General features: G+C 63.5%; 21 protein-coding genes. 13 read left to right on the top strand and 8 right to left on the bottom strand.

Annotation, left to right across the window (positions count from 1 at the left end; translation table 11 throughout):
• Positions 1-2: 2 nt before the first annotated feature.
• Positions 3-2,243 (top strand): polyphosphate kinase 1, encoded by a 2,241-nt coding sequence (ppk1, locus tag AC25ND_RS14085; RefSeq protein WP_028689235.1) that lies wholly within the window; start codon positions 3-5, stop codon positions 2,241-2,243.
• A 122-nt stretch (positions 2,244-2,365) separates the two neighbouring features.
• Here ppk1 and ppx read toward each other — a convergent pair whose 3' ends face one another.
• Positions 2,366-3,868: an exopolyphosphatase gene (gene ppx, locus AC25ND_RS14090; protein ID WP_062362672.1), complete on the bottom strand. Its 1,503-nt coding sequence runs from the start codon at positions 3,866-3,868 to the stop codon at positions 2,366-2,368.
• A 243-nt stretch (positions 3,869-4,111) separates the two neighbouring features.
• Between ppx and trxA the strand changes: the two genes are divergently transcribed.
• The 5 genes from trxA to AC25ND_RS14115 all read left to right on the top strand — a co-directional run bounded on the left by trxA (position 4,112) and on the right by AC25ND_RS14115 (position 9,620).
• Positions 4,112-4,441, top strand: coding sequence for a thioredoxin TrxA (trxA, locus tag AC25ND_RS14095; RefSeq protein ID WP_028689233.1), 330 nt, complete (start codon positions 4,112-4,114; stop codon positions 4,439-4,441).
• Between the two features lie 309 nt (positions 4,442-4,750).
• Positions 4,751-6,010, top strand: a complete 1,260-nt coding sequence (rho, locus tag AC25ND_RS14100) for a transcription termination factor Rho (protein ID WP_011536308.1) — start codon at positions 4,751-4,753, stop codon at positions 6,008-6,010.
• A gap of 204 nt (positions 6,011-6,214) precedes the next feature.
• Entirely contained in the window at positions 6,215-7,681 is a 1,467-nt protein-coding gene (gene ubiD / locus AC25ND_RS14105; RefSeq protein ID WP_213882783.1) for a 4-hydroxy-3-polyprenylbenzoate decarboxylase, read from the top strand.
• On the top strand, positions 7,681-8,649 hold the full coding sequence (locus tag AC25ND_RS14110) for a CDP-6-deoxy-delta-3,4-glucoseen reductase (RefSeq protein ID WP_028689231.1): 969 nt from the start codon (positions 7,681-7,683) through the stop codon (positions 8,647-8,649). Before ubiD ends, AC25ND_RS14110 begins: the two co-directional genes overlap by 1 nt.
• A gap of 320 nt (positions 8,650-8,969) precedes the next feature.
• A complete protein-coding gene (locus AC25ND_RS14115; RefSeq protein WP_486976393.1) occupies positions 8,970-9,620 on the top strand; it encodes a gamma-glutamylcyclotransferase in 651 nt (216 codons plus the stop codon).
• Positions 9,621-9,636: 16 nt separating this feature from the next.
• On the opposite strand, the gene tcyN is transcribed toward AC25ND_RS14115, so the two are convergent.
• The 3 genes from tcyN to tcyJ are packed head-to-tail and all read right to left on the bottom strand — an operon-like array spanning position 9,637 to position 11,871.
• On the bottom strand, positions 9,637-10,398 hold the full coding sequence (tcyN, locus tag AC25ND_RS14120) for an L-cystine ABC transporter ATP-binding protein TcyN (protein WP_028689229.1): 762 nt from the start codon (positions 10,396-10,398) through the stop codon (positions 9,637-9,639).
• A 1-nt stretch (position 10,399) separates the two neighbouring features.
• The gene (gene tcyL / locus AC25ND_RS14125; protein ID WP_028689228.1) at positions 10,400-11,068 is read right to left on the bottom strand and encodes a cystine ABC transporter permease; all 669 of its coding nucleotides are present in this window, start codon (positions 11,066-11,068) and stop codon (positions 10,400-10,402) included.
• Positions 11,065-11,871, bottom strand: coding sequence for a cystine ABC transporter substrate-binding protein (tcyJ, locus tag AC25ND_RS14130; protein ID WP_197866068.1), 807 nt, complete (start codon positions 11,869-11,871; stop codon positions 11,065-11,067). Before tcyJ ends, tcyL begins: the two co-directional genes overlap by 4 nt.
• Before the next feature lie 283 nt (positions 11,872-12,154).
• On the opposite strand from tcyJ, the gene epsC reads away from it, so the two are divergent.
• Together epsC and betT are read left to right on the top strand one after the other, a co-directional pair.
• Positions 12,155-13,093 (top strand): serine O-acetyltransferase EpsC, encoded by a 939-nt coding sequence (epsC, locus tag AC25ND_RS14135; protein WP_062362680.1) that lies wholly within the window; start codon positions 12,155-12,157, stop codon positions 13,091-13,093.
• A 255-nt stretch (positions 13,094-13,348) separates the two neighbouring features.
• On the top strand, positions 13,349-15,310 hold the full coding sequence (gene betT / locus AC25ND_RS14140; protein WP_486976420.1) for a choline transporter BetT: 1,962 nt from the start codon (positions 13,349-13,351) through the stop codon (positions 15,308-15,310).
• An 84-nt stretch (positions 15,311-15,394) separates the two neighbouring features.
• Here betT and tauD read toward each other — a convergent pair whose 3' ends face one another.
• The 4 genes from tauD to tauA are packed head-to-tail and all read right to left on the bottom strand — an operon-like array spanning position 15,395 to position 18,880.
• Positions 15,395-16,228: a taurine dioxygenase gene (gene tauD / locus AC25ND_RS14145; RefSeq protein ID WP_028689224.1), complete on the bottom strand. Its 834-nt coding sequence runs from the start codon at positions 16,226-16,228 to the stop codon at positions 15,395-15,397.
• 48 nt (positions 16,229-16,276) lie between these two features.
• Entirely contained in the window at positions 16,277-17,119 is an 843-nt protein-coding gene (gene tauC, locus AC25ND_RS14150; RefSeq protein WP_197866069.1) for a taurine ABC transporter permease TauC, read from the bottom strand.
• Positions 17,116-17,895 (bottom strand): taurine ABC transporter ATP-binding subunit, encoded by a 780-nt coding sequence (gene tauB, locus AC25ND_RS14155; protein ID WP_028689222.1) that lies wholly within the window; start codon positions 17,893-17,895, stop codon positions 17,116-17,118. The genes tauC and tauB overlap by 4 nt, the downstream gene beginning before the upstream one ends.
• A 13-nt stretch (positions 17,896-17,908) precedes the next feature.
• Entirely contained in the window at positions 17,909-18,880 is a 972-nt protein-coding gene (tauA, locus tag AC25ND_RS14160; protein ID WP_197866070.1) for a taurine ABC transporter substrate-binding protein, read from the bottom strand.
• A gap of 539 nt (positions 18,881-19,419) precedes the next feature.
• Between tauA and AC25ND_RS14165 the strand changes: the two genes are divergently transcribed.
• From AC25ND_RS14165 to ssuD, 5 genes are all read left to right on the top strand, one after another.
• The gene (locus AC25ND_RS14165; protein ID WP_028689220.1) at positions 19,420-20,763 is read left to right on the top strand and encodes an OprD family porin; all 1,344 of its coding nucleotides are present in this window, start codon (positions 19,420-19,422) and stop codon (positions 20,761-20,763) included.
• Between the two features lie 164 nt (positions 20,764-20,927).
• The gene (locus AC25ND_RS14170) at positions 20,928-21,566 is read left to right on the top strand and encodes a peroxiredoxin (RefSeq protein WP_197866071.1); all 639 of its coding nucleotides are present in this window, start codon (positions 20,928-20,930) and stop codon (positions 21,564-21,566) included.
• A 317-nt stretch (positions 21,567-21,883) separates the two neighbouring features.
• Positions 21,884-22,477: an NADPH-dependent FMN reductase gene (gene ssuE / locus AC25ND_RS14175; protein WP_028689218.1), complete on the top strand. Its 594-nt coding sequence runs from the start codon at positions 21,884-21,886 to the stop codon at positions 22,475-22,477.
• Between the two features lie 95 nt (positions 22,478-22,572).
• Positions 22,573-23,538 (top strand): sulfonate ABC transporter substrate-binding protein, encoded by a 966-nt coding sequence (locus tag AC25ND_RS14180; protein WP_028689217.1) that lies wholly within the window; start codon positions 22,573-22,575, stop codon positions 23,536-23,538.
• A gap of 60 nt (positions 23,539-23,598) precedes the next feature.
• Positions 23,599-24,747 carry an FMNH2-dependent alkanesulfonate monooxygenase gene (ssuD, locus tag AC25ND_RS14185; protein ID WP_028689216.1) on the top strand — a complete coding sequence of 383 codons (1,149 nt, stop codon included), beginning with the start codon at positions 23,599-23,601 and terminating at the stop codon, positions 24,745-24,747.
• The last annotated feature ends 5 nt before the right edge of the window (positions 24,748-24,752 follow it).

A 24,752-nucleotide genomic window follows, 5' to 3' on the forward strand; every position in this document is an offset into this window, starting at 1 on the left:
AGATGAATAACGAAGTGCTAACCCCTGTCGAGATCAAGGATGCCCAGGCCGTGCCCGAAGAGATGGTGCAGACCCCGCCCGATTTGCCAGCGGTAGCGGAGCCGGAAGCGGTTGTCGAAGCCGCCCCGGCACCCGCGCCTGCGCCGGCCCCTGCGATCGCCGTGCCGAGCCTGGACGACAGCAGCCTGTACATTCATCGCGAGCTCTCGCAACTGCAGTTCAACATCCGCGTGCTGGAGCAGGCGCTGGACGAATCGTACCCGCTGCTTGAGCGCCTGAAGTTCCTGCTGATCTTCTCCAGCAACCTCGACGAGTTCTTCGAGATCCGCGTGGCGGGCCTGAAGAAGCAGATCAACTTCGCCCGCGAACAGGCCGGCGCCGACGGCCTGCAGCCGCACCAGGCGCTGGCGCGCATCAGCGAGCTGGTGCACCTGGAGGTGGATCGCCAGTACGCGATCCTCAACGACGTGCTGCTGCCGGAGCTGGAGAAGCACGCCATCCGCTTCATCCGCCGCCGCTACTGGACGCCCAAGCTCAAGACCTGGGTGCGCCGTTACTTCCGCGACGAGATCGCACCGATCATCACCCCGATCGGCCTCGACCCGACCCACCCGTTCCCGCTGCTGGTGAACAAGAGCCTGAACTTCATCGTCGAGCTCGAGGGGGTCGATGCCTTCGGTCGCGACTCGGGCCTGGCGATCATTCCGGCGCCGCGCCTGCTGCCGCGGGTCATCCGTGTGCCGGAAGAGGTCGGTGGCCCGGGCGACAACTATGTGTTCCTGTCGTCGATGATTCACGCCCACGCCGATGACCTGTTCCAGGGCATGAAGGTCAAGGGCTGCTACCAGTTCCGCCTGACCCGTAACGCCGACCTGGCGCTGGATTCGGAAGAGGTCGACGACCTGGCCCGCGCCCTGCGCGGCGAACTGTTCTCGCGCCGCTACGGCGATGCCGTGCGCCTCGAGGTGGCCGACACCTGCCCGAAACACCTTTCCGACTACCTGCTCAAGCAGTTCAGCCTGAGCGAGAGCGAGCTGTACCAGGTCAACGGTCCGGTCAACCTGACCCGCCTCTTCAGCATCACTGGCCTCGACAGCCACCCGGAGCTGCAGTACACGCCGTTCACCCCGGCGATCCCCAAGCTGCTGCAGAACGCCGACAACATCTTCAGCGTGATCGGCAAGCAGGACGTGCTGCTGATGCACCCGTTCGAGTCGTTCACCCCGGTGATCGACCTGCTGCGCCAGGCCGCCAAGGACCCGCACGTACTCGCCGTGCGCCAGACCCTGTACCGCTCGGGCGCCAACTCGGAAATCGTCGACGCCTTGGTGGACGCGGCGCGTAACGGCAAGGAAGTCACCGCGGTGATCGAACTGCGCGCGCGCTTCGACGAAGAGTCCAACCTGCAGATGGCCAGCCGCCTGCAGGCCGCCGGCGCGGTGGTGATCTACGGCGTGGTCGGTTTCAAGACCCACGCCAAGATGATGCTGATCCTGCGCCGCGAGCAAGGCGAGATCGTTCGTTACGCGCACCTGGGCACCGGCAACTACCACGCCGGCAACGCCCGCCTGTACACCGACTACAGCCTGCTGACCTCTGACGACGCCCTCACCGAGGACGTCGGCAAGCTGTTCAGCCAGCTGATCGGCATGGGCAAGACCCTGCGCATGAAGAAGCTGTTGCACGCGCCCTTCACCCTGAAGAAGGGCATGCTCGACATGATCGCGCGGGAGACCCAGTTCGCCCTGGAAGGCAAGCCGGCGCACATCATCGCCAAGTTCAACTCGTTGACCGACGCGAAGATCATCAAGGCGCTGTACAAGGCCAGTCAGTCGGGCGTGCGCATCGACCTGGTGGTGCGCGGCATGTGCTGCTTGCGTCCGGGTATTCCGGGGGTATCGCATAACATCCATGTGCGCTCGATCATCGGCCGCTTCCTCGAGCACACCCGGGTGTTCTACTTCCTCAATGGCGGCGAGGAGCAGATCTACCTGTCCAGTGCCGACTGGATGGAGCGCAACCTCGACAAGCGCGTCGAGACCTGCTTCCCGGTGGAGGGCAAGAAGCTGCTGCTGCGGGTGAAGAAGGAGCTGGAGGGGTACCTGACCGACAACACCCAGGCCTGGACCCTGCAGCCGGACGGGCGCTACGTGCGCAGCACGCCGACCGGCAACCAGAACCCGCGCAGTGCCCAGTCGACGCTGCTGGAGCGGCTGAGCAATCCGGTGCTCAACGTACGCTAGTTGGATTGCTAGGGCCGCTTTGCGGCCCTTTCGCGACACAAGGCCGCTCCCACAGGTGATCGCATTTCCCTGTGGGGACGGCCTTGTGTCGCGAAAGGGGCGCAACGCGCCCCCATGGACGTTCAGCGCACGCTAAGCACGAAATTGACCCGCGCCAGCCACTCCGCCTCGTTGGCGAAATCGGCCTGGGTCAGCTGGTTCTGCTCCAGCCAGCCGCCCGGGAAGACCACCTCCAGGCTGTTGTCGCCGGCTTGCAGCTCCACTTTGGGCATCTGCTGGGTGCCGCGGATATGGTGGAACAGAATGGCGAAGCGCAGCAGTACGCACAGGCGGATCAGCTTGACGCCTTCGTCGCCGAACTCGGCAAACTTGTCCTTGGGAATGTTGCGACGGTGGCCACGCACCAGCAGGGCCATCATCTGCTGGTCTTCGCGAGAAAAGCCCGACAGGTCCGAGTGCTCGATCAGGTAGGCACCGTGCTTGTGGTAGTGATAGTGGGCAATATCCAGCCCGATTTCATGGATTTTCGCCGCCCATCCCAGCAGATCGCGCCAGTTGCCCTCCTCCAGGCCCCACGCTGCGGCCACTTGGTCGAAGGCGTGCAGCGCCTTGCGCTCCACGCGCGCGGCCTGGCCCTGGTCGACGTGGTAGCGCTCCATCAGCGAGTTCAGGGTGCGTTCACGCACGTCCTCGTGGTGATGGCGGCCCAGCAGGTCGAACAGCACGCCTTCGCGCAAGGCGCCGTCGCAGTGGTCCATGCGCTGCAGCTCGAGGGCGTCGAAGATCGCCTCGAGGATGGCCAGGCCCGCCGGGAAGATGGTCCGCCGATCGGGCTTGACCCCTTCGAAGTCGATCTTGTCGGTCTCGCCGAGCTTGAACAACTTGCGTTTGACCGCCGCCAGCCCCTCGGCGTTGACCTCGCCGCTGCCCTGGCCGATGGCCTTGATCGCCGCGGCGATGGCGCGGATGGTCCCGGACGAGCCGATGGCCTCGTCCCACGTCAGGCGGTGCAGGGCGTTCTCGATGCTCATCAGCTCCAGGCGCGCGGCGGTGTAGGCCTGGGCGTAGCGCGCCGGGGTGATCTTGCCGTCGCGGAAGTAGCGCTGGGTGAAGCTCACGCAGCCCATCTGCAGGCTTTCGCGTAGCAGCGGCTCGAAACGCTGGCCGATGATGAACTCGGTGCTGCCGCCGCCGATGTCGGCGACCAGGCGCTTGCCGGGGGTATCGGCCAGGGTGTGGGACACGCCCAGGTAGATCAGGCGCGCCTCTTCGCGGCCGGAGATGACCTCGACCGGGTGGCCGAGGATGGCTTCGGCACGCAGGATGAATTCGTTGCGGTTGCGCGCTTCGCGCAGGGCGTTGGTGCCGACGATGCGCACCGAGCCCTGGGGCATGCCGTTGATCAGCTGGGCGAAGCGCTTGAGGCATTCCAGGCCGCGTTGCATGGCTTCTTCGCTGAGCTTGCGCTCATCGTCGATGCCGGCGGCGAGCTGAACCTTTTCTCCAAGCCTTTCGAGGATGCGGATTTCCGTGTGATGGGCCTTGGCCACGACCATGTGGAAGCTGTTGGAGCCCAGGTCGATGGCGGCAATCAGAGACAGGTTCTTCGCGGTGGTTTGCGGCATGGTCTGGAGGTTCTCGGTCGTTAACCCGGCAATCGTGCCACGATCGCGGGCATACGCCAACGAGCGGCACGGCAAGGCTTGATGCATGGCAATGTCATAGCAATGTTATGACCGTGACATGACAGTTTGGATTCGTGGCGTCTTGCACAACTATAGTTAGACTCAATCGTCCGTGGCTTCCTGTCGCGCCTGGGTGCGGCTATGATGGGCAACGTTTTTTGTGCTTACGACCTGGAGATATCCATGAGCAGCGATCTTATCAAACATGTCACCGACGCCAGCTTCGAAGCCGACGTACTCAAGGCTGAAGGCGCGGTGCTGGTCGACTACTGGGCTGAATGGTGCGGCCCATGCAAGATGATCGCTCCGGTACTGGACGACATCGCCACTGAATACAAGGGCAAGGTGACCATCGCCAAGCTGAACATCGACGAAAACGCCGATACCCCGGCCAAGCACGGCGTGCGTGGCATCCCGACGCTGATGCTGTTCAAGAATGGCAACGTCGAGGCGACCAAGGTCGGCGCGCTGTCCAAATCGCAGCTCAAGGCGTTCCTCGACGCCAGCCTGTGATGTGATGAAGCCCCGCAAATGCGGGGCTTTTCTTTATCTGCTGTAGGCATTTTCCGTGAGGGCCGGCGAGCCTCGCTATTGCGCCCATCCAGGCGGATAGCCCCGGAAATCGGTGGCCAAAACCACTAGACGTCGAAAAAAGCAAGTGTTACATTCGGCCTCGCACTGCTTCTCCAGTGCCCTCTGCACGCCGTCGCCGAAGCATCCCTAATTCGAATCAGTACGCGATCCTGTCGCCATCTAGCGGCGCGGCCTCATTAAGCCAACGCTTAATTTCTCCCTTCCTTACATGATTACGTCACTCCCCTTATGAACCTGACAGAACTCAAGCAAAAGCCGATTACCGATCTTTTGGAAATGGCCGAACAGATGGGCATCGAAAACATGGCCCGTTCGCGCAAACAGGACGTGATTTTCGCCCTGCTGAAAAAGCATGCGAAAAGCGGCGAAGAGATCTCGGGTGACGGCGTGCTGGAGATTCTCCAGGATGGTTTCGGTTTCCTGCGTTCGGCGGATGCCTCTTACCTGGCCGGCCCTGACGACATCTACGTTTCGCCCAGCCAGATCCGTCGCTTCAACCTGCGCACCGGCGACACCATCGTCGGCAAGATCCGTCCACCGAAGGAAGGCGAGCGTTACTTCGCGCTGCTGAAGGTCGATACCATCAACTTCGACCGTCCGGAAAACGCGAAGAACAAGATTCTTTTCGAAAACCTGACGCCGCTGTTCCCCAACAAGCGCCTGAAGATGGAAGCCGGCAACGGTTCCACCGAAGACCTCACCGGTCGCGTCATCGACCTGTGCGCCCCGATCGGCAAAGGCCAGCGCGGCCTGATCGTCGCCCCGCCGAAAGCGGGCAAGACCATCATGCTGCAGAACATCGCGGCCAACATCACCCGTAACAACCCCGAGTGCCACCTGATCGTCCTGCTGATCGACGAGCGCCCGGAAGAAGTGACCGAGATGCAGCGCACCGTGCGCGGCGAAGTGGTCGCCTCGACCTTCGACGAGCCGCCGACCCGCCACGTGCAGGTCGCCGAAATGGTCATCGAGAAGGCCAAGCGCCTGGTCGAGCACAAGAAGGACGTGGTCATCCTGCTCGATTCGATCACCCGTCTGGCCCGTGCCTACAACACCGTGATCCCGAGCTCCGGCAAGGTGCTGACCGGTGGTGTCGACGCCCACGCCCTGGAGAAGCCGAAGCGTTTCTTCGGTGCCGCGCGTAACATCGAGGAAGGCGGTTCGCTGACCATCATCGCCACCGCGCTGGTCGAGACCGGCTCGAAGATGGACGAAGTGATCTACGAAGAGTTCAAGGGTACCGGCAACATGGAGCTGCCCCTGGACCGTCGTATTGCCGAGAAGCGTGTGTTCCCGGCCATCAACATCAACAAGTCCGGTACCCGTCGCGAAGAGCTGCTGACCGCCGACGACGAACTGCAGCGCATGTGGATCCTGCGCAAGTTGCTGCACCCGATGGACGAGATCGCCGCCATCGAGTTCCTGGTCGACAAGCTCAAGCAGACCAAGACCAACGATGAGTTCTTCCTGTCGATGAAGCGCAAGTAAGCGTTTCAGGCTGGAACTGATTGGGGCTGCTCCGCAGCCCATCGCGACACAAGGCCGCTCCTACAGGATTACTCATTCGCCTGTAGGAGCGGCCTTGTGTCGCGATGGGGCGCGAAGCGGCCCCAGTTCATTTTTGCCCCCAAACAAGGCGTGAACGGCGCTACACTCTGCACCCCGACCGACATGCCCATACGAGGCCCTTGCATGCAGTATCGCGATCTGCGCGACTTCATCCGTGGTCTGGAACAGCGCGGTGAACTCAAGCGCATCCAGGTTCCCATCTCCCCTGTACTGGAAATGACCGAAGTCTGCGACCGCACCCTGCGCGCCAAGGGCCCGGCGTTGCTGTTCGAAAAGCCCACCGGCTTCGACATCCCGGTGCTGGGCAACCTGTTCGGCACCCCCGAGCGGGTGGCCATGGGCATGGGCGCCGAATCGACCGAGGAACTGCGCGAGATCGGCAAGCTGCTGGCGTTCCTCAAGGAACCCGAGCCACCGAAGGGCCTGAAGGACGCCTGGTCGAAACTGCCGATCTTCAAGAAGGTCGTGTCCATGGCGCCGAAGGTGGTCAAGGACGCGGTATGCCACGAAATCGTGGTCGAGGGCGACGACGTCGACCTGGGCCAGTTGCCGATCCAGCACTGCTGGCCGGGCGACGTGGCGCCGTTGATCACCTGGGGCCTGACCGTCACCCGCGGGCCGAACAAGGACCGCCAGAACCTCGGGATCTACCGCCAGCAGGTGATCGGCCGCAACAAGGTGATCATGCGCTGGCTGAGCCACCGCGGCGGCGCGCTGGACTACCGCGAATGGTGCCAGAAGCATCCCGGCCAGCCGTTCCCGGTGGCCGTGGCCCTGGGCGCGGACCCGGCGACCATCCTCGGCGCCGTGACGCCGGTTCCGGATACCCTTTCCGAATACGCCTTCGCCGGCCTGTTACGCGGCAACCGTACCGAGCTGGTCAAGTGTCGTGGCAACGACCTGCAGGTGCCGGCCACCGCCGAGATCATCCTCGAAGGCGTGATCCACCCCGGTGAGATGGCCCCGGAGGGCCCGTACGGCGACCATACCGGCTACTACAACGAAGTGGACAGCTTCCCGGTGTTCACCGTCGAGCGCATCACCCACCGGCAGAAACCGATCTACCACAGCACCTACACAGGCCGGCCGCCGGATGAGCCGGCGATTCTAGGCGTGGCGCTGAACGAAGTGTTCGTGCCGATCCTGCAGAAGCAGTTCCCCGAGATCACCGACTTCTACCTGCCGCCGGAAGGCTGCTCGTACCGCATGGCGGTGGTGACCATGAAGAAGCAGTATCCAGGCCACGCCAAGCGCGTCATGCTGGGTGTTTGGTCGTTCCTGCGACAGTTCATGTATACCAAGTTCGTTATTGTCACCGACGACGATATCAACGCCCGCGACTGGAACGATGTGATCTGGGCCATCACCACGCGCATGGACCCCAAGCGTGATACGGTGATGATCGACAACACCCCGATCGACTACCTCGACTTCGCGTCGCCGGTGTCGGGCCTGGGGTCGAAGATGGGCCTGGACGCCACGCACAAATGGCCGGGCGAGACTACACGCGAATGGGGCCGGGTCATCGTCAAGGACGAGGCCGTCACCCGCCGTATCGATGAGCTGTGGGACCAGTTGGGAATAGATTGATGCAGGTAACCTTGCAGCCTTCCGGGGCGGTGCTGGCGGTCGAACCGGGTGAAAGGATTCTGGATGCCGCGCGGCGCCTGGGCTACGACTGCCCAAGCAGCTGCCGCAACGGCAATTGCCATGTGTGTGCCGCGCTGCTGGTGGAAGGCCGTGTTCGCCAGGAAGGCCAAGTCCGCGATCACGGTGAACTGTTCACCTGCATCGCCGAGCCGCTGGAGGACTGCGTGTTGCTGTGGGATGGTGTACTGGCCCTGGGCGAGCTGCCAGTGCGCAAGCTGGCCTGTACCGTGAGCGAATGCGTCGAGGTCGGTGGTGACGTCTGGCGCGTGCGCCTGCGCGCGCCTGCCGGCAAGCCGCCGCGCTATCACGCGGGGCAGTACCTGATGATCGAGCGCGAGGGCATGGACAAGGCGGCATTCTCCCTCGCCTCGGCGCCCCACGGTGGCCGTGAGCTGGAGCTGCACGTGCTGGCCCGGGAAAGCAGTGCCGTGCAGTTGATCGAGCAGTTGCAGCGCACTGGTCTGGCGCGGATCGAGCTGCCGTTCGGCGACGCCCACCTGGCGGAGTTGCCCGATGGTCCGCTGGTGCTGATCGCCGCCGGTACCGGCATGGGCCAGATGCACAGCCTGGTCGAGCATTGCCGCGCCCAGGGCTTCAAGCATCCGGTGCACCTGTACTGGGGCGTGCGTCGGCCTGAAGACTTCTACGAGATCGAGCACTGGGACGAGTGGCAGCGCCTGCCCAACCTGTTCCTGCACAAGGTAGTCAGCGACCTGTGCGGCTGGGAAGGGCGCTGTGGCCTGCTGCACGAGGCGGTGTGCGAGGACATCGGCGACCTGAACCAGGTGCATGTCTATGCCAGCGGCTCGCCAAACATGGTCTATGCCACCCTCGATGCGTTGGTCGAGGCCGGCATGGATGCCCACCGCATGCGCGCCGACGTGTTCGCCTACGCGCCGCGTGGGTGAAACTAAACGGCACGCTGCAAGGGCGTGCCGGATTTAATAACCAAGTGTTTTCCATTTGATTATATGGCGGGGATTGTTACCGGCGCGGGTAATAAGTTTCGCTATACTCGGACTATTAGTTTCCGTTCAGCGGATGGTTAAATGAAATCCTGTTTTCGGGGTTGAGTGCAAAGTGCAATTTGCCTTACGTTAGGCGCATGGAAAATTGCAGGGCAAGCCCGCGCCCACGCGATCTTGGGGGCTTGTAGCCCGCGATAGCATCCCTCAGGTACCGCGGCACCCGCACTTTGGTGGTTCACCGGAATTAATGGCGGCATCTTATGTCGACACTTGAAAGTTCATCCTGGCAAGTAGCTTATCCGCCGTCGCTCGACTTCGGACAACAGTTAACCCGCGAACAACTGCAGCGCTCGATGCAGGAAACCATGTCTCAGCACGACGGCGGCCCGGTCTGGCTGTTCGCCTATGGTTCGCTGATCTGGCGCCCTGAATGCAATTCGGTCGAGCGCCAGCGGGCGCGGGTACATGGCTACCATCGTGGCTTGTACCTGTGGTCCCACGAGCACCGAGGCACCCCGGAGCGCCCGGGCCTGGTATTCGGTCTGGACCGTGGCGGTTCCTGCAGCGGTTTCGCCTACCGCCTGGATGAAAGCAACCTCGATGATTCGCTGATGGCCCTGTGGCAACGGGAAATGCCGTTCCCGGCCTATCGCCCGCACTGGCTCAGCTGCCGCCTGGGCGATGGCAGCAAGGTCCAGGCCCTGGGCTTCGTGCTGGAACGACACCTGCCGTGCTACGCGGGCAACCTGCCGGACACCCTGCTCAGCCAGATACTTGCCAGCGCCAAGGGACGTTACGGCACGACGCGCGATTACGTGGAGCAGACCCTCAACGCCCTGCGCAGCCACCAGATGCCCGATCGCAACCTGGAAGCCCGCTTCAGGCGTTGCCACAACCTGCGCGAGGTGTGAGCCCCGCGCATCGGGCTCATTCCTGGCCGGCGGCGGTGCCGAGGAACTTGCGCAGGAACTGGCGGGTGCGCTCTTCCTTGGGATTGGCGAACAGTGCCTTGGCCTCGCCCTGCTCGACGATCACGCCCTTGTCGAAGAAGATTACCCGGTTGGCGACATCGCGGGCAAAGCTCATTTCGTGGGTGACGATGATCATGGTGCGCTTTTCCTCGGCCAGGCCGCGGATGGTCTCCAGCACCTCGCCCACCAGCTCCGGGTCGAGTGCCGAGGTGGGCTCGTCGAACAGGATCACTTCGGGCTCCATGGCCAGGGCGCGGGCGATGGCAACCCGCTGTTGCTGGCCGCCGGACAGGCGGCGCGGGTAGGCGTCTTCCTTGCCCGCCAGGCCAACCTTGGCCAGCAGGCGCCTGGCCAGCTCGATGGCCTTGTCGCGGGGCGTCTTCTTGACGATCACCGGCCCTTCGATGACGTTCTCCAGGGCGGTGCGGTGGGGAAACAGGTTGAAGTTCTGGAACACGAATCCGGCCTGCTGGCGCAGGCGGCGGATCGCACCCTGCTGGCCGCCCAGCGGGCGATTGGCGTCGATGCTGATGTCGCCGATCTGGATACGCCCGGCATCGGGGGTTTCCAGCAGGTTCAGGCAACGCAGGAAAGTGGTCTTGCCCGAGCCGCTGGGACCGATAATGGCGACCACCTCGCCGGGTTGCACGGTCAGGTCGATGCCGTTGAGCACGGTCTGGCCCTTGAACTGCTTGCTCAGGCCTTCTACTACGATCATCTCAGTGCTCCTGGTCGTGCTGGTTGACCCGCGCTTCCATGCGGTTCTGGAAGTGCGCCAGGATGCTGCAGAGGATCCAGTAGACCACCGCGACAGCCAGGTACATGGTGAAGACCTCGAAGGTCCGGGCGGTGATCAGCTGCGCCTGGCGGAACAGCTCGGGCACCTGGATGGTCGCCGCCAGGGCAGTGTCCTTGACCAGCGAGATGAAGCTGTTGCCCAGTGGCGGCAGCGCGGTGCGCAAGGCTTGCGGCAGGATCGCCCGGCGCATGGCCTGGGTGCGGGTCATGCCGATGCTGGCCGCCGCTTCCCACTGGCCACGGTCGATCGAAGAGATCGCCGCCCGGAGGATTTCGCAGACGTACGCCGCCATGTTCAGCGACAGGCCGATCAGCGACGCCGGGATCGGGTCGAGCTCGATGCCGATCTGCGGCAGGCCGAAGTAGATCACGAACAGCTGCACCAGCAGCGGCGTGCCGCGGAAGAACGACACATAGATACGGGCGAGCCAGTCCAGCGGCAGGATCTTCGACAGGCGCATCAGTGCCAGGGCGAAGCCCAGCACCAGGCCGAAGAACATGCCGCCGACACTGAGCAGCACGGTATAGCCCGCGCCCTTTAGCAGGAAGGGCGCGGAATCGACAACGAGTTGCAGGCTTTCAGCGATCATTTGGTGACATCGGCACCGAAGTATTTCTCGGACAGCTTGGCCAGCGTGCCGTCGGCCTTGAGCTTGTCGATGGCTTTGTTCAGCGCATCGAGCAGTTCAGGCTCGCCCTTGCGCAGGGCCACGCCCGATTCCAGCTTGGAGAATTTCTCGCCAGCCAGTGCGGTGGGTTTCTTGTCCTTGGCGGTTTTCTGCACGTACTCCAGCGCGGCCAGGCGGTCGATCAGGATGGCGTCGATGCGGCCATTGCGCAGGTCGGCGAACTTGGTCGGGTCGTCTTCATAGGTACGGACATCGGCTGTCGGCACGTCCTGTTTCACCCACTGCTCGTAGTTGGTGCCCAGGCCGACACCGACCTTCTTGCCAGCGAGGTCGGCGGCGGTCTTGATGTTTTTCTCGTTGTCGCTGCCCTTGAGCACCAGGGCCTGGATGCCGGAAACGGTGTAGGGCTCGGAGAAGTCGTACTTTTTCTTGCGCTCTTCGGAGATGGTCACCTGGTTGATCACCACGTCCAGGCGCTTGGACTCCAGGGCGGCGAGGATGCCGTCCCACTTGGTCGGCTGGACCTTGGCCTTGACCCCCAGTTCCTTGGCCAGCAGCTCGGACAGCTCGACTTCGAAGCCGGTCAGCTTGCCGTTCTCGTCCTGGAAGCTGAACGGTGGGTAGGTGCCTTCCAGGCCGACGTTGATCACGCCCTTCTCCTGGATGGTCTTCAACTGCTCGCCAGCGAAGGCTTGGCCGAGCATGCCGGCGCCCAGCAGGAGCGCCAGGCTGGCGTTGAGAAGGGGTTTGGCGAATTTGGTCATGGCAGGCCCCGCGCTTGTTGTGGAAGTAGTGAGGTGGCGACTATAGAGGTGGGCTTCATAGGTCGGGAAATAATAAAAAATCAGGTTGTTATTCCCGTTTCTGCATTTTGCAGTCGCTTATGCCCGACTTAGCTCAGGATGGAATAAAGCGTTGTTTTTTCCAAGAGGCAGATTTGACGTATCGTGGCCTACACCCTCCCTGTAGGAGCGGCCTTGTGCCGCGAAAGGGCCGTTCCAGGGGACGTGGGCATATCGACAACGCCGCCTGGCAGGAGAAACACCCGTGAGCGAACAACCATCAACCGGGCACTGGCAACTGCAGGCCATCGTCAGTGGCCTGCGCAGCGCCCGTGAGCAGTGGCGCAGCAACAATGGCCGCAGCAGCGGCGAGCAGGGCGGGCGCGAGCTGCCGTCGCGCGAGGCGCTACGCCAGATTCTCGAGCAGCTGTGTGGTGCGCTGTTCCCCATGCGCCTTGGCCCGGTGGACCTGCGTGAAGAAAGCGAAGACTTCTATGTCGGCCACACGCTGGACGCCGCGCTCACCGCGCTGCTGGCCCAGGCCCGCCTGGAGTTGCGCTACGCGGCGCGCCATGGCAAGACCGATGTGGTCGATGTCGATGGTCACGCCCTGCGCCTGATCCAGGACTTCGCCGCGGCCCTGCCGGCCCTGCGCGTGCTGCTGGACACCGACGTGCTCGCCGCCTACCACGGCGATCCGGCGGCGCGCAGCGTCGACGAGGTGCTGCTGTGCTACCCAGGCATCCTGGCGATCATCCACCACCGCTTGGCCCACCACCTGTACCGGGCCGGCCTGCCGCTGCTGGCGCGGATCAGCTCGGAGCTGGCGCACTCGGCCACGGGTATCGACATCCACCCCGGCGCGCAGATCGGCCCGAGCTTCTTCATCGACCACGGCACCGGCGTGGTGATCGGCGAGACCGCGATCATCGGTGAGCGGGTACGGATCTACCAGGCCGTGACCCTGGGCGCCAAGCGTTTCCCCAGCGACGAGTCGGGCACCCTGCACAAGGGCCTGGCACGCCACCCCATCGTCGAGGACGATGTGGTGATCTACGCGGGTGCGACCATTCTCGGAAGGATCACCATCGGCAAGGGCTCGACCATCGGCGGCAACGTGTGGCTGACCCGCAGCGTGCCGGCTGACAGCAACATTACCCAGGCTAACCTGCAGTTGGATTGCGAGGACAAGAAAGCCCTCTAGCTCAAGGGTTAAGTCGCGTGGGAGCGGGCAAGTCCGCTCCTGCTTCGACCGTTCCTGAAGCGGCATCGGGTCGCATTGAAATCCGATCCATGTTTAACTTGAACGCTTGTTCAACGAAAAACGCTGGTCCATTGCCGGTGTTCAAAAGGAGGAATCGCCTTTGCTGAACCCGTTCAATCCGAACCTCACGTCCTTCGACGAGGTGCCCGTTCAATGAGTGCACCGACCCCCGACCTTGCCCACGGCAAGATCCGCATGAACCCCCCCGTGTTCTACTTCGCGGCAAGCTTCATCCTTGTCTTCGGCCTGATCGTCATCGCCCAGCCCAAGGCGGCCGGCGACTGGCTGCTGGCGGCGCAGAACTGGGCGGCCAACACCGTCGGCTGGTACTACATGCTGGCCATGACCTTGTATCTGGTCTTCGTGGTGGTCACCGCCTTGTCCGGCTATGGCAAGATCAAGCTCGGTGCCGACCACGACGAACCCGAGTTCAGCTACCTGTCCTGGGCCGGCATGCTGTTCGCTGCCGGCATCAGCATCACCCTGTTCTTCTTCTGCGTTTCCGAGCCGCTGACCCACATGCTCCAGCCGCCGCAGGGCGAGGCCGGCACGGCCGAGGCCGGGCGTCAGGCGATGCAGATCCTGTTCCTGCACTGGGGCCTGCACGGCTGGGGCGTGTTCGCTTTCGTCGGCATGGCGCTGGCCTACTTCGCCTACCGGCACAACCTGCCGCTGGCCCTGCGTTCGGCGCTGTACCCGCTGATCGGCAAGCGCATCAACGGTCCGATCGGCTATGCGGTGGACGGCTTCGGCATCATCGCCACGGTGTTCGGCCTGGGCGCCGACATGGGCTTCGGCGTGTTGCACCTGAACGCCGGCCTCGACTACCTGTTCGGTATCAGCCACAGCCAGTGGGTGCAGGTGTTCCTCATCACCCTGATGATGGGCGCGGCGGTGGCCGTGGCGGTCGCCGGGGTGGAGAAGGGCGTGCGGGTGATGAGTGACATCAATCTGTTCCTGGCCTGCGCGCTGCTGATGTTCGTGCTGTTCGCAGGGCCCACCCAGCACTTGTTCAACACCTTGATCCAGAACCTGGGCGACTACCTGGGCGCCTTGCCGCGCAAGAGCTTCGATGTTTACGCCTACGGCGAGCAACGCGACTGGCTGGGCGGCTGGACGGTGTTCTACTGGGCCTGGTGGATTGCCTGGGCGCCGTTCGTGGGCCTGTTCATCGCGCGCATTTCGCGCGGACGCACCATTCGCGAGTTTGTCTTCGGCGTGCTGCTGATCCCGCTGGGCTTCACCCTGGCGTGGATGTCGATCTTCGGCAACAGCGCCCTGGACCAGGTGATCAACCACGGCATGACCGCGCTGGGCCAGTCGGCCATCGACAACCCGTCGATGAGCTTGTACCTGCTGCTGGAAACCTACCCGTGGAGCAAGACGGTGATCGCCGTGACGGTGTTCATCAGCTTCGTGTTCTTCGTCACTTCGGCCGACTCCGGCACGGTGGTGCTGTCGACGCTGTCGGCCAAGGGCGGCGGCGCCGATGAGGACGGTCCGAACTGGCTGCGCATCTTCTGGGGCGCGATGACCGCGCTGATCACCAGCGGGCTGCTGTTCGCCGGCAGCATCGATTCGCTGAAGTCGGCGGTGGTGCTGACCTCGCTGCCGTTCTCGCTGATCCTGCTGTGCATGATGTGGGGGCTGCACAAGGCCTTCTACCTGGAAAGCCAGCGGCAGATCGCGCAGATGCACTCGTTGGCGCCCTTCGCCCAGTCCCGGCGCGGGCGTGGCGGCTGGCGCCAGCGTCTTAGCCAGGCTGTGCACTTCCCGTCGCGGGACGAGGTGTATCGCTTCATGGACGACGTGGTGCGTCCGGCGATCGCCGAGGTGCGCGAGGTGTTCGAGCAGAAGGGATTGGTGCTGATCACCCAGGATGACCCGAGCCACGACAACGTCAGCCTGAAGATCGGTCATGGCGAGGAGCAGCCGTTCATCTACCAGGTACAGATGCGCGGGTACTTCACGCCGTCGTTCGCGTTGGGTGGGCTGGGGACGCAGGAGTTGAAGAATCGCCGCTACTACAGGGCCGAGGTGCACTTGAGCGAAGGCAGCCAGAACTACGACCTGGTGGGCTACAGCAAGGAGCAGATCATCAACGACATCCTCGACCAGTACGAGCGGCATATGCAGTACCTGCATCTGGTCAGGTAGATCGCTGGCTTCCACAGGGTTGTTGCAAAACCTGTGGGAGCTGGCTTGCCAGCGAAAGGAGGCCAAAGGCCTCCCCCGGATCTTTCAGAAAGGCGCATCCCCCAGGATGGTCGCCCGATGCATCACCCGCCGGCTGGGGCGGTAGTCATCCACCGCAAAGTGCTGCGTGACGCGGTTGTCCCAGAACGCCACGTCGTTTTCCTGCCAACGCCAGCGAATGCTGAACTCCGGCCGCGTCGCATGGGCGAACAGCAGCTTGAGCAGCGCCTCGCTCTCCTGCTCGTTCAGCTCGTTGATCCGCGTGGTGAACCCTTCATTGACGAACAATGCCTTGCGCCCGCTGACCGGATGGGTGCGCACGACCGGGTGCGACAGCGGCGGGTTGTTGCGCCGGGTCGCCTCCCAGCGTGCCAGGTCCTCGGGCGTGGTGCCGAAGCGCTCCAGCGGGAACGACTTGGTGAAATCGTGGGTGGCGGTCAGGCCGTCGAGCATCGTGCGCAGCGGCGCCGACAGCGCCTCGAACGCGGCGATGCCGCTGGCCCACAGGGTGTCGCCGCCAAAGGCCGGCAGTTGCTTGGCGCTGAGCACCGCGCCCAGCGCCGGGGTCGGCAGGAAGGTCACGTCGGTGTGCCAGACGGCGTTGTCGCGCACATCGGTGACCGCGGTGTCGAGGATCAACACCTGCGGCGTCTGCGGCACATTGGGGTAGATCGGGTGGATGTGCAGGTCGCCGAAGCGGGCGGCGAAACGGGCCTGCTGTTCGGGGGTGAGCGGCTGGTCGCGGAAGAACAGCACCTGGTGTTCGAGCAGCGCCTGCTCAATGGCGTCACGCTGTTCGAGGGTGATGTCGTGGCTGATGTCCACGCCGCTGATCTGCGCGCCCAGTGCCGGGCTCAAGGGGGTAACGGTCAGGCTCATGTCTTTTCTCGTTCCAGGTGCCGGGTTGCCGGCGTGGTCATTCGTTGGTCAATGGCTCTGGCCATGCCAGGGCACCAGCTTGCGCTGCAGGGCGCGCAGGCCCATCTCCAGGGCGAAGGCGATCAGGGCGATCAGCAGGATCCCCAGCACCACCACGTCGGTGACCAGGAACTGCGCCGCTGACTGCACCATGAAGCCCAGGCCGCTGGTGGCGGCGATCAGCTCGGCGGCGACCAGGGTCGACCAGCCCACGCCGAGGCCGATGCGAATGCCGGTGAGGATGTCGGGCAGGGCGCTGGGCAGGATCACATGGCGGATCAGTTGCGCCCGGGTTGCCCCCAGCGACTGCGCGGCGCGCAGCTTGGCCGGGTCGACGGTGCGCACGCCGGTGGCGGTGGCGATGGCGATCGGGGCGAAGATCGCCAGGTAGATCAGCAGCACCTTCGACAGCTCGCCAATGCCGCACCAGATGACGATCAGCGGCAGGTAGGCCAGTGGCGGGATCGGCCGGTAGAACTCGATCAGTGGGTCGAGGATGCCGCGGGCCACGCGGTTGTAGCCGATGGCCAGGCCGACGGGGATGGCGGTCAGGGTCGCCGCCACCAGCGCCAGGCCGATACGGCCCAGGCTTGCGCCCAGGTGCTGCCACAGGCTGGCGTCCATGTAGCCCTGGGTGAGCAGTGTCCAGCCCTTGGCCAGGATGTCGGCGGGCGAGGGCAGGAACAGCGGTTCGATCCAGCCGACCGCGGTCACTAGCCACCACGCCAGCAACAGGGTGGCCAGGGTGAGGGTGCTGATCCAGCGGGTCGACAAGGGCTTGCGGGGCTTCACCACAGGAGGTGTGCGTTGTGCCTGCTTGGTGGTGGTGGCCGGCAATTCGATGCTGCTCATGCGGACTCCTGACGTTGCGAGAATACCCGCGCCAGCACGTGCTCGCGGGTTTCGATGAAACGTGGATCGGACTTGATCGCCCTGGCCGACTCGCCAGCGGCGTAGCGCTGGCCGAAGTCCAGCTGCAGACGTTCGACCACGCGCCCCGGATTGGGCGCCAGCAGCACCAGTTCGGTGGCGAGGAACACCGCTTCCTCGATGTCGTGGGTGATCAGGAACACCGGCTTGGCGGTGCGCTGCCAGACTTGCAGCAGCAGCTCCTGCATCTGTTCGCGGGTAAAGGCATCGAGGGCACCGAACGGCTCGTCCATCAACAGCACCCGTGGGTCGGCGGCCAGCGCCCGGGCCAGACCCACGCGCTGCTTCTGCCCGCCGGACAACTGCCAGATACGCCGCTCGCCGAAGCCGGCCAGGTCGACCAGCGCCAGCATCTCGCGGGCCTTGGCTTCACGCTGGGCACGGGACACGCCGGCCAGCTCGAGGCCGAAGGCGACGTTGCCGAGCACGTCCTGCCAGGGCAGCAGGGCATCGTCCTGGAACACCACGCCACGTTCGGCGCCCGGACCTTGCACCGGCGCGCCGTCGAGGCTGATGCGCCCGCCGCTGGGGGCGACGAAGCCGGCGATCAGGTTGAGCAACGAGGTCTTGCCGCTGCCGGACGGCCCGAGGGCCACCAGCAGCTGGCGCGGGCCCAGGCTCAGGTTGATGTCGGCCAGCACCGGGGTAGCGGCGCCGGGGTACTGTGCGCTGATGCGCTCCAGTTCGAGCAAGGCCATGACGGGCTCCGGATCAGTTGGGCAGGTATTGGGCACTGACGTAGGGCGAGTAGTCGGGCAGCACGGCGTCGACCTTGCCTTGTTGCTTGAGGAAGGTGGCGGTGTCGGTCAGCGCCTGGGTGGTCGGCGCGCCCAGTGCGCTGGCCTGGTCGGCAGCCAGCGGGTAGACGTTACCCTGCAGCAGTACCGGGATATCGGCCGGCTTGGCGCCGGACAGCTTGACCAGCTTGGCGACGTTGTCCTGGTCGGCCAGCCAGGCTTTCGGGTCCTTGCGGTAGTCGGCGTAGGCGTCGAGGGTGACCTTGGCGAACGACTTGACGATTTCCGGGTGCTTGGCGGCGAAGTCCTTGCGCACGATCCAGGCATCGAAGGTCGGCGCGCCTTTCTCGGCCAGCTCGCCCGAGGTGATCAGCACCTTGCCGTTCTCCTTGGCCACGCCCAGAGCCGGGTCCCAGACGTAGGTGGCATCGATGTCGCCGCGTTTCCAGGCGGCGATGATCGCTGGCGGGGCGAGGTTGAGGATCTTTACTTTCGATGGGTCGATGTTCCAGCTCTTCAGTGCGGCCAGCAGGCTGTAGTGGCCGGTGGAAACGAACGGCACGGCGACCTTCTTGCCCACCAGGTCCTGCGGGGTCTTGATGCTGTCGCGGGCGACCAGGGCCTCGCCGGCACCGATCTGGGTGGCGATCAGGAAGGTCTCGACCGGCAGCTTGCGGGTGGCGGCGGCGGCCAGCGGGCTGGAGCCGAGGTAGCCGATCTGCACGTCGCCCGAGGCGACGGCGGTGATCACGTCGGCGCCATTGTCGAACTTGCGCCAGTCGATGCTGGCCTTGCTGTCCTTTTCATAGGTGCCATCGACCTGGGCCACCTTGGCCGGGTCGACGGTGGTCTGGTAGGCGACGGTCAGGTCGGCGGCCTGGGCCAGCCAGCTGGCACTGGCGAGGGTCAGGGCGGCGAACAGGCGCAGCGGAGCATGCGGGATCATGATTGAACCTCTCGTCAGGCATTCTGGGATGGATGGCGAGAAGACTAGATGATCTAAGAAATAGTAAATAAATAACTTTTTAGAATTAGCTTAAAAGCCAAACGCTCTGAACCTGCGCGGGATGCAGGCTCGTCGTGATCCCTGGCTTGGTTCGTTTCGACAGGACGGTGCGAAGCTGGCGCAATCGCTGAAGACAGCTAGTCTTTATCGATTTCTGCGGGGTGACTGCTGGTCGACAGCTCGGCAAACGTTTGCACATAACCTAAAGGTATGATTGACGGCGTCGATACAACGTTTTGTAGGAATGGTTCCGATGTTATTCCGTAAAAATCTTACAGATTCATAAAACGGTCATTTTGGATTTATAGGATTGTCATTATCCTGTAGCGCAGGTCAGCGGGTTAGACCAAAGTCGCAGATCGACCGTTAGCGATTGACTTGGCGGTCACGCATTGGTGCTAAATCGCCAATCCGGGCGAGTGGGGCAGCAGATCCCGCCGCTTGAGACGCACAAAAATTAGAACGTAGAGGAGCAAAACATGTACAAGTCCAGCCTGGCCCTGGCCGTGGCACTGGGGGTTCTCGCCCAACAAGCAGGCGCTGCCGGTTTCATCGAGGACAGCAAGCTGTCCCTGAGCTCGCGCACCATGTACTTCAACAACGACAACCGTGAAGCCCACGGCAACCCTCGCCCGGATCAGCGTGAGTCCGGCCAGGGCTTCAAGCTCGACTACATCTCGGGCTTCACCGAAGGCACCGTCGGTTTCGGCGTTGACGCCCAGGCCCTGTGGGGCATCCGTCTGGACGGCGGCAAGGGTTATCACAAAGGTGGCTTCTTCCCGGATGACGGCAAAGGTGCTGCGGACCAGTGGGCCCGTTTCGGCGCCAATGCCAAGGCTCGCTTCTCCAAGACCGAAGCGCACTTCGGTAGCGCTCTCGCGCCGAACCTGCCGATTCTGGTCTCCAACGATGGTCGTCTGCTGCCGCAGACCTTCGAGGGTGGCACCATCCAGTCGAAGGAAATCGACAACCTGACCATCAATGCCGGTCAGCTGACTCACGCCATGGGCCGTGCTTCGAGCAACCGTACCGGTCTGTCCGTTGCTGGCGCCACTGCCGAAAGCAACAAGTTCCGCTACGGTGGCCTGGACTACAAGCTCACTCCAGACCTGACCCTGCAGTACTACTACTCGAACCTGGAAGATTTCTACAAGCAGCACTTCCTGGGCGCGACCCACGTCTTCAAGATCGCTGACGATCAATCGTTCAAGACCGACCTGCGCTATTTCGACAGCAGCAGCGATGGCAAGAACGGCCACGACAGCAGCTACAACTTCAGCAACAACGGCGGCTATGCCAAGAACACCGGCAAGGTCGACAACAAGACCTGGTCTGCCATGTTCACCTACACCCTGGGTGGCCATGCGCTGATGCTCGGCCGTCAGCAGGTCGGTGACGACGGTGGCTTCGTCTGGATGGGTCAGGGCAGCCTGGTCAATGACAGCGGTACTTCGGAAGGTGCTGGTGGTTCCAGCTTCTACCTGTTCACCGACAGCATGATCAACCAGTTCGCCCGTGCTGGCGAGAACACCAACTTCGGTCAGTACTCCTATGACTTCGCCGGTCTGGGTGTGCCGGGCCTGAAAGCGTCTGTTTCTTACCTGCGCGGTGATGATATTCGTTACAAGAGCGGCCACGGCACCTACAACGAGTGGGAACGTGACGCTCGCGTCGACTACACCATCCAGCAAGGTACCTTCAAAGGCCTGGGCTTCAGCCTGCGCCAGGGTGTGTACCGTGGCAGCGGTGGTTCGACCAGCGAGTTCACCAAAGACCAGGACCAGACTCGCTTCATCGTCAACTACACTTACGCCTTCATGTAAGTCGTAGCGGCATCAAGAAAGCCTCGTCTAGTGCGAGGCTTTTTTGTGTCTGCGAATCCGTATGCTTAACGGTTATAAATAAATCGATATTTATTCTTTTTGTTTTTATTCGGAAGCAGGCACATTGAACCCACAAGGCCAGACACAGCACAGGAGCCGCTTCCATGAGCCTCAAACTCGGCGATATCGCCCCCGATTTCGAACAGGATTCCAGCGCCGGCAAGATCCGCTTCCACGAATGGCTGGGCGACAGCTGGGGCGTGCTGTTCTCCCACCCGGCCGACTTCACCCCGGTGTGCACCACCGAGCTGGGCCTGACCGCCAAGCTCAAGGAAGACTTCGCCAAGCGTGGCGTGAAAGCCATCGCCCTGTCGGTGGATCCGGTCGACTCGCACAACAAGTGGATCGATGACATCAACGAGACCCAGAACACCGTGGTCAACTTCCCGATCATCGCCGACGCCGACCGCAAGGTCTCCGACCTGTACGACCTGATCCACCCCAACGCCAGCGACACCCTGACGGTGCGCTCGCTGTTCGTCATCGACCCGAACAAGAAGGTGCGCCTGACCATCACCTATCCGGCCAGTACCGGGCGCAACTTCAACGAGATCCTGCGGGTGATCGACTCGTTGCAACTGACCGACAACTACAAGGTCGCCACCCCAGGCAACTGGCAGGACGGCGACGAGGTAGTGATCGTGCCTTCGCTCAAGGACGAGGACGAAATCAAACGCCGCTTCCCGAAAGGGTACCGGGCGGTGAAACCCTATCTGCGACTGACCCCGCAACCGAATCGATGAGGTATTCCTCGTTGCATTGCTCTTAGCCAAGCAGGGATCTTCGGGCCGTTTCGACGGCCCTTTTTTATGTCTGGCAGAAAGGCAGGTATTGCCAAATTGAGCCTTGCGCGCTCCCACAGGGGGATAGTTGCCTGCGCGACAGCGTAGCCCGAAGGGCTGGGTGATCTCTTACAGAGATAAGAATTAATATCTATTTATGGAATAAACAAATGCAAAAATATGATTTATAGATATATATGACGAACTGTTAATGTCACTTCCATCCAGCGGGGACAACCCCTCGCGGCCCTGCAATCGAATCGAAGGAAGCGCTTTCAATGCTGGTTGTTTCTGTCGGTGGTAGCCCCAGTCTTCGTTCACGCTCCGGCGTGCTGCTAGAACGCTCGCGCGACTGGCTGCAGGAGCGCGGCGTCGAGGTGGTGACCTTCCAGGTGCGGGAATTCCCCGCCGAGGACCTGCTCCACGCGCGCTTCGACAGCCCGCAGGTGCGTCACTTCAATGAACTGGTGGCACAGGCCGATGGCCTGGTGGTCGCCACGCCGGTGTACAAGGCATCGTTCGCCGGAGCCCTGAAGACCTTGCTCGACCTGCTGCCTGAGCGAGCCCTGGAACACAAGGTGGTCCTGCCGATCGCCACCGGCGGCAGCATCGCCCACATGCTGGCCGTGGACTACGCCCTCAAGCCGGTGCTGTCGGCGCTCAAGGCGCAGGAGACCCTGCAGGGGATCTTCGCCGACGACAGCCAGGTCGCCTACGGCGAAGGCACCCGGCCCGCGCAACTGGCCGCTGCCCTGGAACAGCGCCTGCAGGATTCGCTGGAAACGTTCCACAGCGCCCTGGCGCGCCGGCCTCGGCCGGTGGTGCCGGGCGAGCTCAACGAACGCCTGATCAGTGCCCGTTGGAGCATCTGATTCCTCGCTATACCGATTGACCGTTGTTCCCACCTTACTCGCCCGTCAACGAGGCAAGCAGGTGCTACCCGAACCCACTCGCACAGGAGAGCGCCATGCGCACAATCTTCTTGCGTCGCGGTCTGGTCGCCCTGTTTGCGGCGGCTGTGTCCTTCGGCGCCATCACTCAAGCCCAGGCCGAAAGCCTGCGCATCGGTTACCAGAAGTACGGCACCCTGGTGCTGCTCAAGGCCAAGGGCTCGCTGGAAAAGCGCCTGAAGGAACAGGGCATTGACGTGCAGTGGACCGAGTTCCCCGGCGGCCCGCAACTGCTCGAAGGCCTCAACGTCGGTTCCATCGACTTCGGCGTGACCGGCGAAACACCGCCAGTGTTCGCCCAGGCCGCGGGTGCCGACCTGCTGTACGTCGCCTATGAGCCGCCAGCCCCGCACAGCGAGGCGATCCTGGTGCCGAAGGGATCGACGATCCAGTCGGTGAAGGAACTCAAGGGCAAGAAAGTCGCCCTCAACAAGGGCTCCAACGTGCACTACCTGCTGGTGCGCGCCCTGGAAGACGCCGGCCTCAAGTACACCGATATCCAGCCCGTCTACCTGCCACCGGCCGATGCCCGCGCCGCCTTCGAGCGCGGCAGCGTCGACGCCTGGGTGATCTGGGACCCGTACCAGGCCGCCGCCGAGCAGCAACTGCAGGCACGCACCCTGCGTGACGGCAAGGACCTGGTCGACAACCACCAGTTCTACCTGGCCACCCGCAGCTATGCCACCCAGCACCCGGCGGTGATCAACACCCTGGTCGAGGAGGTGCGTGCCGTGGGCGAATGGTCCCAGGCCAACCCGCAGCAGGTCACCGACCAGGTCGCGCCGCTGCTCGGCCTGCCCGCCGACATCACCCTGACCTCGGTGAAACGCCAGGGCTACGGCGCCGCGCCGCTGACCCCGGAAGTGATCGCCGCGCAGCAGAAGATCGCCGACACCTTCCAGGCCCTGAAGCTGATTCCCAAGCCCTTGAGCATCAAGGACGTGATCTGGACACCCCCGGCCAAGGTCGCCAGCGCGCCTTGAACGATTCGCCTGCGCCGGGGCGCCGCCCCGGCATGAGCCACCCTTGAGGAGACAACTCCAATGAGCCTTAACATCTTTTGGTTCCTTCCCACCCACGGTGACGGCAAGTACCTGGGCACCAGCGAGGGCGCCCGCGCCGTCGATCACGGCTACCTGAGCCAGATCGCCCAGGCTGCCGACCGCCTTGGCTTCGGCGGCGTGCTGATCCCCACCGGACGTTCCTGCGAGGACTCCTGGCTGGTGGCGGCGTCTCTGATTCCGCTGACAGAGCGCCTGAAGTTCCTGGTGGCCCTGCGCCCGGGGATCATTTCGCCGACCGTGGCCGCGCGTCAGGCCGCCACCCTGGATCGTCTGTCCAACGGCCGTGCGCTGTTCAATCTGGTGACCGGCGGTGATCCGGACGAACTGGCCGGCGATGGCCTGCACCTGAACCACCAGGAACGCTACGAGGCGTCGGTGGAATTCACCCGCATCTGGCGCAAGGTGCTTGAAGGCGAAACGGTCGACTACGACGGCAAGCACATCCAGGTGAAGGGCGCCAAGCTGCTTTACCCGCCGATCCAGCAACCGCGTCCGCCGCTGTACTTCGGTGGTTCCTCCGAGGCCGCCCAGGACCTGGCCGCCGAGCAGGTCGAGCTGTACCTGACCTGGGGCGAGCCGCCGGCGGCCGTCGCCGAGAAAATCGCTCAGGTGCGCGAGAAGGCCGCGGCCCAAGGCCGTGAAGTGCGCTTCGGCATCCGCTTGCACGTGATCGTGCGGGAAACCAATGAAGAGGCCTGGACCGCCGCCGACAGGCTGATATCGCACCTGGACGACGACACCATCGCCCGCGCCCAGGCATCGCTGGCGCGCTTCGACTCGGTCGGTCAGCAGCGCATGGCCGCGCTGCACGGCGGCAAGCGCGACAAGCTGGAAGTGGCGCCGAACCTGTGGGCCGGTGTCGGCCTGGTGCGTGGCGGTGCCGGCACCGCGCTGGTGGGTGATGGCCCGACCGTTGCGGCGCGGGTCAAGGAATACGCCGATCTTGGCATCGACACGTTCATCTTCTCCGGTTATCCACACCTGGAGGAGTCGTACCGAGTCGCCGAGCTGCTGTTCCCGCACCTTGACGTGCAGCGCCCGGAGCAGCCGAAGACCGGTGGCTACGTGAGCCCGTTCGGTGAAATGGTCGCCAACGACATCCTGCCCAAGTCCGTGTCGCAGAGCTGAGGACC

The organism is Pseudomonas sp. P110(2024) (assembly GCF_057480795.1).